14 protein-coding genes are annotated in these 13529 nt (G+C 71.6%); 5 read left to right on the top strand and 9 right to left on the bottom strand.

Annotation, left to right across the window (positions count from 1 at the left end; all coding sequences use genetic code 11):
• Nucleotides 1-222 precede the first annotated feature (222 nt).
• The 3 genes from FJ694_RS34180 to FJ694_RS34170 all read left to right on the top strand — a co-directional run bounded on the left by FJ694_RS34180 (nucleotide 223) and on the right by FJ694_RS34170 (nucleotide 2739).
• Nucleotides 223-741 carry a chemotaxis protein CheW gene (locus FJ694_RS34180; RefSeq protein WP_157271988.1) on the top strand — a complete coding sequence of 173 codons (519 nt, stop codon included), beginning with the start codon at nucleotides 223-225 and terminating at the stop codon, nucleotides 739-741.
• Between the two features lie 241 nt (nucleotides 742-982).
• Nucleotides 983-1108, top strand: coding sequence for a hypothetical protein (locus tag FJ694_RS37715; protein ID WP_259373194.1), 126 nt, complete (start codon nucleotides 983-985; stop codon nucleotides 1106-1108).
• Complete coding sequence (locus tag FJ694_RS34170; protein WP_157271986.1) at nucleotides 1105-2739, top strand: methyl-accepting chemotaxis protein; 1635 nt, start codon at nucleotides 1105-1107, stop codon at nucleotides 2737-2739. The genes FJ694_RS37715 and FJ694_RS34170 overlap by 4 nt, the downstream gene beginning before the upstream one ends.
• A gap of 27 nt (nucleotides 2740-2766) precedes the next feature.
• On the opposite strand, the gene FJ694_RS34165 is transcribed toward FJ694_RS34170, so the two are convergent.
• The 3 genes from FJ694_RS34165 to FJ694_RS34155 form a co-directional block, all read right to left on the bottom strand.
• Nucleotides 2767-2904, bottom strand: coding sequence for a hypothetical protein (locus FJ694_RS34165; protein WP_157271985.1), 138 nt, complete (start codon nucleotides 2902-2904; stop codon nucleotides 2767-2769).
• 210 nt (nucleotides 2905-3114) lie between these two features.
• Nucleotides 3115-4092: a PDR/VanB family oxidoreductase gene (locus FJ694_RS34160; RefSeq protein WP_157271984.1), complete on the bottom strand. Its 978-nt coding sequence runs from the start codon at nucleotides 4090-4092 to the stop codon at nucleotides 3115-3117.
• Complete coding sequence (locus FJ694_RS34155; RefSeq protein ID WP_157271983.1) at nucleotides 4089-5168, bottom strand: Rieske 2Fe-2S domain-containing protein; 1080 nt, start codon at nucleotides 5166-5168, stop codon at nucleotides 4089-4091. Before FJ694_RS34155 ends, FJ694_RS34160 begins: the two co-directional genes overlap by 4 nt.
• A 277-nt stretch (nucleotides 5169-5445) precedes the next feature.
• On the opposite strand from FJ694_RS34155, the gene FJ694_RS34150 reads away from it, so the two are divergent.
• Complete coding sequence (locus FJ694_RS34150; protein WP_157271982.1) at nucleotides 5446-6222, top strand: DUF2272 domain-containing protein; 777 nt, start codon at nucleotides 5446-5448, stop codon at nucleotides 6220-6222.
• Nucleotides 6223-6246: 24 nt separating this feature from the next.
• Here FJ694_RS34150 and FJ694_RS34145 read toward each other — a convergent pair whose 3' ends face one another.
• From FJ694_RS34145 to FJ694_RS34120, 6 genes are all read right to left on the bottom strand, one after another.
• Nucleotides 6247-6954 carry an ABC transporter ATP-binding protein gene (locus FJ694_RS34145; RefSeq protein ID WP_157271981.1) on the bottom strand — a complete coding sequence of 236 codons (708 nt, stop codon included), beginning with the start codon at nucleotides 6952-6954 and terminating at the stop codon, nucleotides 6247-6249.
• Nucleotides 6947-7738, bottom strand: a complete 792-nt coding sequence (locus tag FJ694_RS34140) for an ABC transporter ATP-binding protein (protein ID WP_157271980.1) — start codon at nucleotides 7736-7738, stop codon at nucleotides 6947-6949. The genes FJ694_RS34145 and FJ694_RS34140 overlap by 8 nt, the downstream gene beginning before the upstream one ends.
• A complete protein-coding gene (locus FJ694_RS34135; RefSeq protein ID WP_157271979.1) occupies nucleotides 7735-8769 on the bottom strand; it encodes a branched-chain amino acid ABC transporter permease in 1035 nt (344 codons plus the stop codon). The genes FJ694_RS34140 and FJ694_RS34135 overlap by 4 nt, the downstream gene beginning before the upstream one ends.
• A 1-nt stretch (nucleotide 8770) precedes the next feature.
• A complete protein-coding gene (locus FJ694_RS34130) occupies nucleotides 8771-9631 on the bottom strand; it encodes a branched-chain amino acid ABC transporter permease (RefSeq protein ID WP_157271978.1) in 861 nt (286 codons plus the stop codon).
• A gap of 64 nt (nucleotides 9632-9695) precedes the next feature.
• The gene (locus FJ694_RS34125) at nucleotides 9696-10916 is read right to left on the bottom strand and encodes an ABC transporter substrate-binding protein (RefSeq protein WP_157271977.1); all 1221 of its coding nucleotides are present in this window, start codon (nucleotides 10914-10916) and stop codon (nucleotides 9696-9698) included.
• 201 nt (nucleotides 10917-11117) lie between these two features.
• Nucleotides 11118-11642 (bottom strand): MarR family winged helix-turn-helix transcriptional regulator, encoded by a 525-nt coding sequence (locus FJ694_RS34120; RefSeq protein WP_232540351.1) that lies wholly within the window; start codon nucleotides 11640-11642, stop codon nucleotides 11118-11120.
• A gap of 229 nt (nucleotides 11643-11871) precedes the next feature.
• Here FJ694_RS34120 and FJ694_RS34115 point away from each other — a divergent pair.
• Nucleotides 11872-13529 (top strand): methyl-accepting chemotaxis protein (locus FJ694_RS34115; RefSeq protein WP_157271976.1); only part of this gene is annotated, 1658 nt, incomplete at its 3' end.

The following is a 13529-nucleotide window of genomic DNA, read 5'->3' as shown; positions in this document are numbered from 1 at the left end:
TGGCGCAGGCCACGCTGGAGCGCGCGGCGCGCCGCCCGGCGCCGGCCACGCCCGCCCCGGCGGCAGCGCCGCGACCGGCCGCTGCCGACGACGGCGAATGGGAAAGCTTCTGACCGCCGCCGCCACAGACCTTCCCCCGACAGCCCGGCCCCGTGCCGGAGACCCGAACTTGAACAACGACGCCGGCCCGGCTCCGGGCCGCGCCATCCGCAGGAGTCCCTCATGGAACTGATCCACACCTCTGCCGCCCCGGGCGGCGCCCTCCAGGTTGCCGGCCGCGGCAGCGAGCCGCGCGGCGGCGAATTCCTCACCTTCCGGCTCGGCCAGGAGGAATACGGCATCGACATCCTGCGCGTGCAGGAGATCCGCTCCTACGAGCAGCCCACGCGCATCGCCAACGCGCCGTCGTTCATGAAGGGCGTGGTCAACCTGCGCGGCGTGATCGTGCCGGTGGTGGACCTGCGCATCAAGCTGGGCTGCGACAGCGCCGAGTACAACGGCTTCACGGTGGTGATCGTGCTCAACGTGCGCGGGCGCATCGTCGGTGCCGTGGTGGACTCGGTGTCGGACGTGCTGCAGCTCGGCCGCGAGCAGATCCGCCCGGCGCCGGAGATGAACTCGACCGTGGATGCGAGCTTCATCACCGGCATCGGCAGCGTGGGCGAGCGCATGCTGATCCTGATGGACATCGAGGGCCTGATGAGCAGCGCCGACATGGGGCTGATCGACGCGGCACGCTGACGCGGCGCGAACCCGACGTCCCCACCGCCCCGGCTCGCGCAGCCGACCACCACCGCCGCCGCCGCCGCTGCTTGCCAGCGCCGGCGGCGGTGCCGCTTTCGGCGACGCGCGCGGCTGCACGTGCAATGCGTCGCGGTTGCGGCGCAGTCGGGGGCTCAACGCGGCCCCGGCGGCTCCGAAATACAGGGCTGAACGGACTGCGTCCCGCCCGGGACGCAGCATCGGCCAGGTCGGCGATGCCGTGGGCAAGCTCGACCAGGCCACGCAGCAGCACGCAGCCCTGGTGGAGCAAAGCGCCGCCGCGGCCTCCAGCCTGGAGCAGCAGGCCCGGCGCCTGAAGACCAACGACAGTGAGACCCCTCCATGAAAAACCTCGGCATTGCATCGAAGCTGTGGCTGCCCACCCTGGCCATCGCGCTGGTGCTGGCGCTGCTCACGGGCTTCAACGCCTGGCGCAACTCGGCACTGCAGGCGCAGCAGGCACAGGCTGCCGAGGCGCAGCAGCGCAAGCTGGAAACCGCGCTGCAATGGAGCGGGCTGACGCAGGCCAACGCCGCGCGCGTGCTGGCGGTGCTCGCCGGCGACGCGGCGGTGGAGGCGCTGCTCAAGCCCGAGATCGCCGCCACGACGCAGCGCATCAACGAGATGCAGAAGACGCTGGAGGGCCTGGCCGGCGCGGATGACGAGAAGGCCGCGCTGGCCGCCGTGGCGCAGGCGCGCAAGGCCTACATCGGCGCGCGCGACCAGGCCGCCGCGCTGAAGAAGGAAGGCCGCGCGGCCGACGCGCTGGCCTCGATGCAGTCGAGCGTGCGCCCGGCCGTGGCGGCCTACCTCGACCAGCAGCAGGCCTTCGTGACGCTGCAGCACGACCGCGCCGAAGCCCAGCGCGCCGCGGCCGCGGCCGAGCAGCGCACCCTGGCGCTGACCAGCGCGGCGCTGGTGGCGCTGGCCATCGCGCTCATGATGGCGGGCACGGCCGTGACGGTGCGCTCGCTGTGCCGGCCGCTGCGCGCGCTGGTGCAGGCCACGGCGCGCATCGGCCAGGGCGACCTGACGGTGCGCGCCGACGATGGCCGCCGCGACGAGATCGGCAGCCTGCAGCGCGCGCTGGACGGCATGACGGATTCGCTGCGCCAGCTCGCGCAGCAGATGCGCCACAGCGCCGACAGCGTGGCGGTGGCCTCCAGCGAGATCGCGCAGGGCAGCGCCGACCTCTCCGGGCGCACCGAGCAGGCCGCGGCCAACCTGCAGCAAACGGCCGCGAGCCTGCAGCACATCACCGAAACCGTGCGCGCCGGCGCCGACGCCGCCGCCACCGCCAGCCAGCTCGCCGGCTCGGCCTGCGAGGCGGCGCGGCGCGGCGGCACGGTGGTGCACGAGGTGGTCAGCACCATGGACGGCATCCAGGGTGCCAGCCGGCGCATCGAGGACATCGTCGGCACCATCGACGGCATCGCCTTCCAGACCAACATCCTGGCGCTCAATGCCGCGGTCGAAGCCGCACGCGCCGGCGAGGCCGGGCGCGGCTTTGCGGTGGTGGCCGGCGAGGTGCGCTCGCTGGCGCAGCGCAGCGCCGAGGCCGCACGCGAGATCAAGGGCCTGATCCAGCAGAACGTGCAGCAGGTGGACAGCGGCTCGCGGCTGGTGCAGGACGCGGGCCGCACCATGGACGAGATCGTGCAGGGCGTGCAGCGCGTCTCGGACGTGATCGGCGAGATCAGCGCCGCGGCCGCCGAGCAGAGCGGCAGCATCGGCCAGGTCAACACCGCCGTGGGCGAGCTCGACCGCATGACGCAGCAGAACGCGGCGCTGGTCGAGGAAAGCACGGCCGCCGCGCACAGCCTGCGCGAGCAGTCGGCGCGGCTCGGGGCGCTGGTGGCGACCTTCGCGCTGGGCGACGATGCCGGCAGCCCGGCGGCGGTGGCGCGGCAGGCCATCGAGCGGGCGCGCCACGGCGGCACGGGCACGGCCGCGCCGTCGGCCGCCGAGATGTTCTGAAAAGCCCGGCGGCCGTCCCGGCCGGGATCAGCTGCGCCAGCTGGGCGCCGGCGAGGCGCCCTCCAGCAGCGGCTCGGACAGGTTGCCGTCCGGGCCGCCGCGGCTGTAAACGATCATCGCCAGCACGGCGACGGCGACGGTGAGGACGGCCAGGCTCTTTGCCATGGAAACTCCAGCTCGGAAATTCGACTCGGCAGACCCGCCGAATTTCCAGCGGGGAATCCGGCGCAATTTCTCGGCGCCGCGGCGTCGAATTTAACGGCCGCTTCGGCGGCCTGTTTCCGATCTGAAGACAATCGGGAGAACAATACTCCCCGATGTTTCAATAACCCGGACAAAGCTCCCGGGATATTTGTCCCGGGAGTTTCGCGCTCCTCACAAATCCAGCACCAGCCGCGCCGACTTCGCCCGCGAGCAGCACGGCGTGAACTGGTCGTTGGCGGCCTGCTCTTCGGGCGTGAGGTAGACGTCGCGGTGGTCGATCTCGCCCTGCAGCACGCGCGTCAGGCAGGTGCCGCACACGCCCTGCTCGCACGACACCAGCACTTCCACGCCGGCCCCGGCAAGCGCCTGCACCACGGTCTGGTCCGGCGCCACCGGGATGACGCGCCCCGAGCTGGCAAGCTGCACCTCGAAGCTGCCGTCGTCGGCACGCGGCGCGGCCTCGGCGCCGGCGGCGAAGTACTCCCAGTGCAGCTGCGACTCGCCCCAGCCGGCCTGGCGCGCGGTGTCGAGCACCGCGTCCATGAAGCCCTTGGGACCGCAGACGTAGAGGTGCGTGCCCGGCTGCGGCGTGCCCAGCACGGCGGCCAGGTCCAGCCGCTGCGCGGCGTCGCCGTCGTCGAAATGGAACGTCACCTTGTCGGCATAGGCCGAGCGCTCGATGCGGTCGAAGAAGGCGGTGCGCTCGCGCGAGCGCGTGGCGTAGTGCATCTCGAAATCGGCGCCCGTCACCGCCAGGCGCTCGGCCATGCACAGGATCGGCGTGACGCCGATGCCGCCGGCCAGCAGCAGGCTCTTCCTCGCCTCGTGCGCCAGCGCGAAATGGTTCTTCGGCGCGCTGATGCGGATCTCGTCGCCCTCCTTGACCGCGTCGTGCACGGTCACGGAGCCGCCGCGCGAGGCCGGGTCGCGCAGCACGGCCACGAGGTAGCGGTGCGACTCGGCCGGGTCGTTGCACAGCGAGTACTGGCGCACCAGCCCGCCGGGCAGGTGCACGTCCACGTGCGAACCGGCGGAAAAGCCCGGCAAGGTGGAGCCATCGCTGCTGACCAGCTCCAGGCTGCAGATGTCGGCGGCTTCCTCGACCTTGCGCGCCACGCGCACGGCCAGGGTGGCGGTGGTGGTGCTCATTGCGCCATCTCCGACACGCCCGCGGCGGTGGAGCGGTTGGCCGCGGCCGCCTGCTCCGCGGCCAGCACGCGCTCGATGACGCGGCGCGACTGCATGCCGCCGGCGTCGATGTTGAGCATCAGCAGCTTGCGATCCGGCCAGGCCGAGACGTTGGCCTGCTGGCGCTCCAGCATCTGCAGGTCCTCCCCGAACACCTTGCGCTGGCCCTCGCGGATGGACACGGTCAGCGCCGGGTCCTGCGGCTTGAAGTGCCGCGCCATGCCCCAGAAGTAGTGGTGCGAGGTCTCCGTCTCGGGCGTGATGAAGTCCACCACGATGGCGTAGACCTTCTTGTCCGCGGGCGCGTCCTTGCCGCCCTGGCCGGCCAGGGCCACGCCGACCTCGATCATCACGTGGCTGGGCGGCGTGAAGTGGCACACCTGCCAGCGGTCCACGCGCTGGTCGTCGGGCAGGCCCGCGCCGCGCAGCGCCATCTTCCAGAACGGCGGCGCCTCGGGCAGGTCGTTCATGAAGCGGCTGGTGGTGACGTGGTCGCCCTCGACCTTGGTCACGCACGGCGTCTCGTCGATCTCCTTCTGGCCGATGGAGGTCGAGTGCACGTAGGTCTCGTGCGTGAGGTCCATCAGGTTGTCGACCATGAAGCGGTAGTCGCACTTCACGTGGTAGTAGCCGCCGCCGTATGCCCATTCCGGGTCGCTGGCCCATTGCAGGTCCGGAATCAGCGCCGCGTCGGCCCGCTCCTTCTCGCCCGGCCAGACCCAGATGAAGCCGTGACGCTCCTCCACCGCGTAGCTCTTGATGCAGGGGAAGCCGCGCACGCGCTGCCCCGGCATGGCGACGGTCTTGCCGTCGCAGCCCATCTCCAGGCCGTGGTAGCCGCACACCAGCTTGCCGTCGGAGACGTAGCCCAGCGACAGGGGCGCGCCGCGGTGCGGGCAGAAGTCCTCCACCGCCGCCGGGCGGCCGTCGGCCTGGCGGTAGAAGACGATGGCCTCGTTGCAGACCTTTCGGCCCAGCGGCTTGCCTTCGATCTCGGCAGGCGTGCAGGCCACGTACCAGGCGTTCTTCGGGAACATGGGCTTGTCTCCTCTGGAAGGGGTTCCAAAGCGGGTGGCCAGCGCATCGGCCCCGCTCCTGGCCAGGACGGCGGCAAGCCGTGCGCCGGCTCGATGGGGCACCGCAAGGGCTGCGGCACGACGGAATGGTCAGCGTACTGAAATCGTCATTCAGTGTACGGATCGTGGAATTGGAGCGGAAGCGGACGGCACCGGGGACTTACCCTGAGTCAAGGCCGGCTCCGCCCCGTGCACGCCGGTTGCAACGGTGGCTCGCCGCCACTGACCGCACCGCCTCATGCTTCGCCTGCCTGCCCTCCTGATTGCCGCCTGCCTGTTCCTCGCCGGCTGCGCCACGCCGCAGGAGCCCGACGACGACGGCCGCGGCAGCGGCGCGTCCTTTGGCATTGGCGGCCGCACGCTGGAACTGCCCAGCGCACGGCAGCGGCTGCTGTACGTCGCACGCCAGGAATGGTCGCTGTGGGGCCGCGGCCGCTGGGACCTGGCCTCGGACACCTTCGAGTGGCCCAACGCGGCGCCGCCCCAGGAGCATGAGCCGGGTCCCGCCAGCCGGGTGCTGCTGTACTGGCAGATGTTCCAGGCCGGCCAGGGCTTCGAGGCCGGGGAGGCGCAGCACGGCGACGGCTCGCTGGTGGCGTGGTCGGCGGTGTTCATCTCGTTCCTGATGAAGTCCGCGGGCATCGGCGAAGGCGTGTTCCCGGCCAGCGCGCTGCACTGGGACTACATCCGGTACGCCCTCGACGCGCCGAACCCGCGCGGCTTCGAGGCGCTGGACGCGGCGGTGGCGCCGCCCCTGGCGGGCGACCTGATCTGCGCCCCGCGCGGCGAGACGGCGCTGCGCGTCACCGCCTTCGCGCAACTGGCCGGCGCCGACAGCCGCGGCGGCTACCACTGCGACCTGGTGGTGGAAGTGGGCGCCGGACAGCTGGGCGCCATCGGCGGCAACGTGCGCAACGCCGTCACCTGGAGCCGCGTGCCGCTCGACGACAACGGGCTGCTGCAGCCCACGGCGAAGCGGCCGTGGATCGTGGTGCTGAGGAACCACCTGCCGTGAAGCCGGCCCGGACGGGCCGCCGGCTCAATGCCCCACCGCCAGCAGCCGCTCCAGCGTCTGCGCGTCCGCCGCCAGCTCCTCGCTGCCGGCGCGGTGCACCACGCGGCCGCGGTCGAGCACCATGGCGTGATGCGTCATGGACAGGATCAGGCGCGGGTTCTGCTCGACCAGGATGGCCGACAGCCCTTCCTCGCGCACCACGCGCGCGATCGAGCGCAGCAGTTCCTCCACGATGATCGGCGCCAGCCCTTCCAGCGGCTCGTCGAGCAGCAGCAGGCGCGGATTCAGCACCAGCGCCCGCGCGAAGGCCAGCATCTGCTGCTCGCCGCCGGAGAGCTGGTTCCCCATGTTCTGCCGCCGCTCCTCCAGGCGCGGGAACATGGCGTAGACGCGCTTCACGTCCCAGGGCCCGGGCCGCGCCACCGCCGTGAGGTTCTCCTCCACGGTCAGCGACTTGAAGATGTTCCTTTCCTGCGGCACCCATCCGATGCCGGCCTCGGCGCGCTTGAACGGCGGCAGGTTCGTGACGTCGCGCCCGGCCAGGAACAGCCGCCCGGCATGGCGCCGCGTCACGCCGGCGATCGTGTTGATCAGCGTGGTCTTGCCCGTGCCGTTGCGCCCAAGCAGCGCCAGCGACTGCCCCGCCGCCAGCTCCAGGGCGATGTCCTCCAGCACCACGGCCTCGCCGTAGCCCGCGCGCAGGCCCTCGATGCGCAGCAACTCCTCAGCCATGGCCCACGCCCTCTCCCAGGTACACCGATTTCACGCGCGGGTCGCTGGCGATCTCCTGCACGCCCCCTTGCGCGAACACCGTGCCGCTGACCAGCACCGTCACGAAGGTCGCGAAGTTGAAGACCAGGTCCATGTCGTGCTCGATCAGCAGCACCGCCACGTCCGCCGGCAGCCGCGCCAGGCTGTCGAAGATCTCCTGCCGCTCCCCTTCGGGCACGCCCGCCGCGGGCTCGTCGAGCAGCAGCACGCGCGGCTCGCCGGCAATGGCCAGCGCGATCTCCAGCAGCCGCCGCTTGCCGTAGGGCAGCAAGGCTGTCTTCTGGTGCATCACGTCGGCCAGCCGGTACTCGTGCAGCAGTTCCTCCACGCGCCGCGCCACGCGCGCGTCGCGGCCCAGGGGCTGCCACCAGCGCGCGCCCTGGCGCTGCTGCTGCGACACCGCCAGCGCCAGCGACTGCAGCGGCGTGAGCTGGTTGAAGAGCTGGTTGATCTGGAAGGTGCGCACCAGCCCGCGCCCGACGCGCCGGTGCGCGGCCAGCGCCGTCACGTCCTCGCCCTGCAGCAGGATCTGGCCCGCGCTGGGCTCGATCACGCCGGTGAGCAGGTTGATCAGCGTCGTCTTGCCCGCGCCGTTGGGGCCGATGAGCGCGTGGCGCGCGCCGGGCAGCACGTCCAGCGACACGTCGTTGGTCGCCACCAGCCCGCCGAAGCGGCGCACCAGGCCCAGCGTCTGCAGCACCGGCTGCGCGGCGGCCCGGGGGGTCGGCCGTGTCACGGCGCTCATGCGGAAGTCCTCTTCAGCCAGGTCCACGGCCGCAGCAGCCGCTCGCGGCCCACGAGCATCAGCACCACCAGGAACAGGCCCAGCCAGAAGGTCCAGTACTGCGGGGTCAGCGCCGAGATCAGGTCGTGCAGCAGCGTGAAGCCGATGGCGCCCAGCACCCCGCCCCAGAGCCAGCCCGCGCCGCCGATCACCACCACCAGCATCACGTCGGCGCTGCGGTGGAAGTCGAGCACGTCGAGCGAGGCGAAGCCGGTGGTCTGCGCCTGCAGCGCGCCGGCAGCACCCGCCAGCGCCGCCGACAGCGTGTAGACGGCCGCCAGCCGCGCGTTGACGTTGAGGCCCAGCGCCGCGGCGCGCAGCCGGTTGTCGCGCAGCGCCTGCAGCCCGATGCCGAAGGGCGAATGCACGATACGCCGGCACAGCAGCAGCGCCGCGATCAGCACGATGAGCGAATAGGCCCAGGCCACGCGCCCCTGCAGGTCGAACCCGACGCCGCCGGGGAAAGTGCCGATGAGCACGCCCTGCAGCCCGTCGGCGCCGCCGGTGATGTCGTCGAAGCGGTTGGCCAGCTCGTAGAGCACGGCGGCCACGCCCAGCGTGACCATCAGCCGCGTCAGGTCGGTGCCGCGCAGGATCAGCGCGCTGGTGGCCAGCCCCAGCAGCGCCGCGGTGGCCGTGGCCGCGGCCAGGCCCAGCAGCGGATCGGGATGGAAATGCTTGGCGAACAGTGCCGCGGCGTAAGCGCCGGTGCCGAAGAAGGCGGCGTGCCCCAGCGAGACGATGCCGGCGTAGCCCAGGATCAGGTCCAGCGACAGCGCGAACAGCGCCAGGATCGCGATGGCGTTGCCCAGCAGCGCGTGCTGCGGCAGCAGGAACCACGAGGCGGCCAGCGCCGCCAGCAGCGCCCATTCCCACCAGCGCCAGGCCGCGTCGCGGCGCAGCGCCTGCTGCACGGCGGACGTCTCACCCGCCAGCGCCGGCGTGCCGGCCGGGGCGCTGCCCGGCTGTCCCTGTTGGATCGGCGTGCTCATGTCAGCGGGCTCCCTTGCGCACGAACAGGCCCTGCGGGCGCCACAGCAGGATGGCGATCATCAGCGCGTAGACGATGAAGGCGCCGAGCTTGGGCGCGTAGTACTTGCCCGCCACGTCGGCGATGCCCAGCAGCAGCGCCGCCACCAGCGGCCCGGTGACGCTGCTGGTGCCGCCCACGGCCACGACGATCAGGAAATAGATCATGAACTTCAGCGGGAAGGTCGGGTCCAGGCCCAGCACTTCCGCGCCCAGCGCCCCGCCCAGGCCGGCCAGTCCAGAGCCCACGGCGAAAGTGAGCAGGAACACGCGGTTGACGTTGATGCCCAGGCCCGAGGCCACGCGCGGGTCGTCCACCGCCGCGCGCAGCCGGCTGCCGAAGCGCGTGCGCGACAGCACCCACTGCAGCGCCAGCGCCAGCACCGCGCACACCACGACGATGAAGAGCCGGTACTTGCCGATGCCCACCGCCGCGAAGTCCAGCCGCCCCTGCAGCCACGATGGCACCTTGACGAACTGCTGCTGCGAGCCCAGCAGGTAGTCCACCGAGGCCACGGCCATGAACACCAGCCCGATGGAAAACAGCACCTGGTCCAGGTGCGGCTTCGCGTACATCGGCCGGTAGAGCGTGCGCTCCAGCAGCGCGCCCGCGGCGGCCGTGATGAGGAAGGCCAGCGGCAGCGTCGCCAGGAAGGGCAAATCAAAACGCTGCATCAGCAGCACGGTGGCGTAGCCGCCGGCCATGGCGAAGGCGCCGTGGGCGAGGTTGATGAAGTTCATCAGCCCCATCGTCACGGCCAGCCCCACGGCCAGCACGAACAGCAGCATGCCGTAGGCGATGCCGTCGAAGAGGAGGGTCAGCATGGGCGATGAAAAGGGAAGACATGGCGGCTTCGCGCCGCCGTACTGCTGCGCTCGCGCCGCCGCCTTACTTCGGCGCCCCGCCCGCCCCCGCCTTGCCCGGGTCCTTCACGCCCTTGATGGTTTCGAACTCGACGTTCCAGAGCTGCCCGCCCTGGCGCTCGACGCGGCGGATGTAGACGTCCTGCACGATGTCGCGCGTCTGCGCGTCGATCAGCACGGGCCCGCGCGGGCTCTCGAAGGTCTGGCCCTTCATGGCGCTCATGAGCGCGTCGCCGCCGGCGCCCTTGCTGGACTTGAGGCCTTCCATGATCACGCGCATGCCGTCATAGCCGCCCACGGCCATGAAGTTGGGGCGGAACTTGTTGGCCGCCTGGAAGGCCTCGACGAACTTCTGGTTGGCGGCGCTCTTGTGCGCGGCCGAGTAGTGGAACGAGGTCACCGCGCCCAGCGCCACGTCGCCCATGTCGTTGAGGATGTCGTCGTCGGTCACGTCGCCGGTGGCGATGAGCCTGACGCCGGCCTTGTCCAGCCCGCGCTCGGCGAACTGCTTCATCAGCGCCGCGCCCGCGCCCGACGGCACGAACACGAACAGCCCCTGCGCGCCGGCGTCGCGCACGCGCTGCAGGAACGGCGCGAAGTCGGGGTTGCGCAGCGGCACGCGCAGCGTCTCGACGACCTTGCCGCCGTTGAGCTCGAAACGGTCCTTGAAGGCCTTCTCGGCGTCGATGCCCGGGCCGTAGTCGCTCACCAGCGACACCGCCCTGGTGATGCCGTTCTTGGGCGCCCACTCCGCCACGCCGATGGTCACCTGCGGCAGCGTCATGCTCGTGCGCACGATGTAGGGCGAGGCCTGCGTGATGCTCGACGTGGCCGCGGCCATCACCACCATCGGCGTCTTGCTCTGCGTGGCGATCGGCGCGGTGGACAGCGCCAGCGGCGTCAGGCCGAAGCCCGCCAGCACCGTGACCTTGTCGTTGACGACCAGCTCCTGCGCCAGGCGCCGCGTGGTGTCGGCCACGCTGGCGTCGTCCTTGAGCAGCACCTGCACCTTGCGCCCGGCCACCGTGTCGCCGTGCTGCGCCAGGTACAGCTTCACCGCCGCGTCGATCTGCCGCCCGGTCGAGGCGAACGGCCCGGTCATGGGCAGGATCAGGCCGATCCTGATCGGCTCGGCCGACTGGGCCCGGGCCTGCGGCACGCCGGCGGCGCCCAGCGCGCACAGCATGGCAGCCGCCAGCACGTGGCGACGCGCCGGAATGCGCCGGCAATCGAAGGTCTTGGTCATGGCGGGTCTCCTGGGGCCCGCCTGGGCGGGCCGCGCCGGCGTGGGCACCGGTCACTGGTGGGCAAGGACTGCACACGGGTGCGGGCAACCCGGAGTCCCGGACCGCCCGCGCCCTGATGCGTTCAGTACACGGAATCTTGATCGGGATCAGGGATTGGCGAATCGGGTTTATCCCGGGGACGGCGGCCCGGCGCCGCGGCGTCAGTCCAGGTCCTGCGGCGCCAGGGCCTCGCCGGCGGCGCCGCCGGAGCGCAGCGGGGCGCGGCTGTGGTCGTTGCCCAGGTCCACGAACTTGCGCAGCAGGCGCATGAATTCCTGCTGTTCGGCGGCGTCCAGGTGCGACAGCAGCGCCTGCTGCATGCGCCGCACGCCGGGCACGGTGCGCGTGAGCACCGCCTCGCCCTCGGCCGTGAGCAGCAGCCGGCGCTGGCGCCGCGGCAGCACCTCGCGCACGATCCAGCCCTTGTTCTCCAGCCGCGCGGCGATCTCGGCGGCGGTGGAGGTGTCCAGCGCCACCTCCTGCGCAAGCGTCACCTGGTCCAGCCCCGGCTTCTCCTGCAGCATGCGCAGCACCGCGTACTGGATCGGCGTGACCTCGCGCCCCACCTCCTCGTAGAACACCGACACCGCGATCTGCTGCGCGCGCCGGATCAGGTGGCCGGGCTGGTCGTAGAGCTCGATGGCCAGGAGGTCGGCGGCGGCGGGCATGGCAGGGTCGGCGGACATGGTGGCGGCGGTCGGTCGGCGGGAGGGCCGGGCCATTCTGCACGCGGCGCGGTGCAACGAAACGTTGCCGCCGTGCCGTCCGCTCCGTGGCTTAGTCCACGATTTTTCGGGCTCGCCAGGGTTCCCCCCTACAGAACCCCGCCGAAATGACCGATGTCAACGGCAACCTCTCCCTTGGCTACCGTGCGCCGCAGCGGCGGTGCGCGGAACCCGACCCGAAGAACATCACATGACCTTCCTGAACAAGCTCCGTCTCGGCCCGCGTCTCGCGCTGGGCTTCGCCGCCGTGCTGGCGTTGATGCTGGTTGCCATCGCCACGGCCGTGATCGGTTTCAACAAGGTGAGCGCCGCCTCCGACATGACCGTCCGTGTGGACATGGTCAAGTCCGATGCCACCGCCGACCTCAACGCCTACACCCGCGCCAACGCCCGGCGCACGATGGAGCTCTTCTTCGCCCAGGACGCGGCGCATGTCGAGAAGATCCGCGGCTTCATGGCCTTCAACAAGAAGAAGGTGGCGGAGTCGCTGGAGACGCTGGAGCGCCTGGCCTACACCGACGAGGGCAAGGCCATGATCGCCCGGGTCAAGGAGGCGCGGGTCGCCTACGTGGCCTCGTTCACCAAGGTGGACCAGCTGCTGGCCGCGGGACAGCGCGAGGAAGCGACCCGGCTGCTGCTGGCCGAGACGCTGCCCGCGATCGATGCGCTGCAGCAGCAGGTGGAGCCGCTGACCAAGCTGCAGCGGGAACTCGTGATCAAGAGCGCCGACACCCTGATCAGCGACATCGCCACGGCGCGCACCACCGTGATGGGGCTGGGTGCCCTGGCGCTGCTGGTGGGCGTGGGCCTGGCCTGGGCGCTGACGCGCTCCATCACCGCCCCGATCCGCCAGGCCGTGCAGGTGGCGCAGACCGTGGCCGCGGGCGACCTGAGCTCGCGCGTCGAGATCAGGCGCCACGACGAGACCGGCGAGCTGCTGCAGGCGCTGCAGGCCATGAACGACAGCCTGGTGCAGATCGTCAGCCAGGTGCGCCAGAGCAGCGACTCGATCGCCACCGGCAGCCAGCAGATCGCCACGGGCAACGCCGACCTGAGCCAGCGCACCGAGGAGCAGGCCAGCAACCTGGAAGAGACGGCCGCTTCCATGGAGCAGCTGACCTCGACCGTGAAGCAGAACGCCGACACCGCGGCCGCGGCCACGCAACTGGCCACCAGCGCCAGCCACGCCGCCGAGGCCGGTGGCGCCGTCATGGGCCAGGTGGTGGCGACGATGGAGGACATCAGCGCCGGCTCGCGCAAGATCGCCGACATCATTGGCGTCATCGACGGCATCGCCTTCCAGACCAACATCCTGGCGCTCAATGCCGCGGTCGAAGCCGCGCGCGCCGGCGAGCAGGGCCGCGGCTTCGCCGTGGTGGCCGGCGAGGTGCGGTCCCTGGCGCAGCGCAGCGCCGAGGCCGCCAAGGAGATCAAGGCGCTCATCAGCGCCAGCGTGCAGAAGGTCGAGGCCGGCTCGCAGCTGGTGGACGACGCCGGCCGCTCGATGGGCGACATCGTCAACCAGGTCCGGCGCGTGAGCGACCTGATCAACGAGATCAGCGCCGCCAGCCACGAGCAGAGCCAGGGCATCGGCCAGGTCGGCGAGGCCGTGGCGCAACTCGACCAGGTGACGCAGCAGAACGCCGCGCTGGTGGAGGAAAGCGCCGCCGCCGCGGAGAGCCTGAAGCACCAGGCGCAGCGCCTGGCCGAGGTGGTCAACGCGTTCAAGCTGAACCCGTCGGCGGCCGTGCACGCCGGCGCAGTGTTCCGCGCCCCGGCGCCGGCCTTCGCCGCCGCGCCGCCCGCGCCCAAGCCGGCGGCGCCGGCCCGGACCGCCCCGGCGCCGGT

It is taken from the genome of Azohydromonas aeria (assembly GCF_009760915.1).
Lineage (GTDB): Bacteria > Pseudomonadota > Gammaproteobacteria > Burkholderiales > Burkholderiaceae_C > Azohydromonas > Azohydromonas aeria.
Note: the sequence above shows the minus strand (reverse complement) of the source record. Positions and strands in the feature narration are given on the sequence as shown.

Coding starts and splice junctions, on each gene's coding strand:
- FJ694_RS34180 (WP_157271988.1), top strand. CDS start 223: ATGGAACTGATCCACACCTCTGCCGCCCCGGGCGGCGCCCTCCAGGTT.
- FJ694_RS34170 (WP_157271986.1), top strand. CDS start 1,105: ATGAAAAACCTCGGCATTGCATCGAAGCTGTGGCTGCCCACCCTGGCC.
- FJ694_RS34165 (WP_157271985.1), bottom strand. CDS start 2,904: ATGGCAAAGAGCCTGGCCGTCCTCACCGTCGCCGTCGCCGTGCTGGCG.
- FJ694_RS34160 (WP_157271984.1), bottom strand. CDS start 4,092: ATGAGCACCACCACCGCCACCCTGGCCGTGCGCGTGGCGCGCAAGGTC.
- FJ694_RS34155 (WP_157271983.1), bottom strand. CDS start 5,168: ATGTTCCCGAAGAACGCCTGGTACGTGGCCTGCACGCCTGCCGAGATC.
- FJ694_RS34150 (WP_157271982.1), top strand. CDS start 5,446: ATGCTTCGCCTGCCTGCCCTCCTGATTGCCGCCTGCCTGTTCCTCGCC.
- FJ694_RS34145 (WP_157271981.1), bottom strand. CDS start 6,954: ATGGCTGAGGAGTTGCTGCGCATCGAGGGCCTGCGCGCGGGCTACGGC.
- FJ694_RS34140 (WP_157271980.1), bottom strand. CDS start 7,738: ATGAGCGCCGTGACACGGCCGACCCCCCGGGCCGCCGCGCAGCCGGTG.
- FJ694_RS34135 (WP_157271979.1), bottom strand. CDS start 8,769: ATGAGCACGCCGATCCAACAGGGACAGCCGGGCAGCGCCCCGGCCGGC.
- FJ694_RS34130 (WP_157271978.1), bottom strand. CDS start 9,631: ATGCTGACCCTCCTCTTCGACGGCATCGCCTACGGCATGCTGCTGTTC.
- FJ694_RS34125 (WP_157271977.1), bottom strand. CDS start 10,916: ATGACCAAGACCTTCGATTGCCGGCGCATTCCGGCGCGTCGCCACGTG.
- FJ694_RS34120 (WP_232540351.1), bottom strand. CDS start 11,642: ATGTCCGCCGACCCTGCCATGCCCGCCGCCGCCGACCTCCTGGCCATC.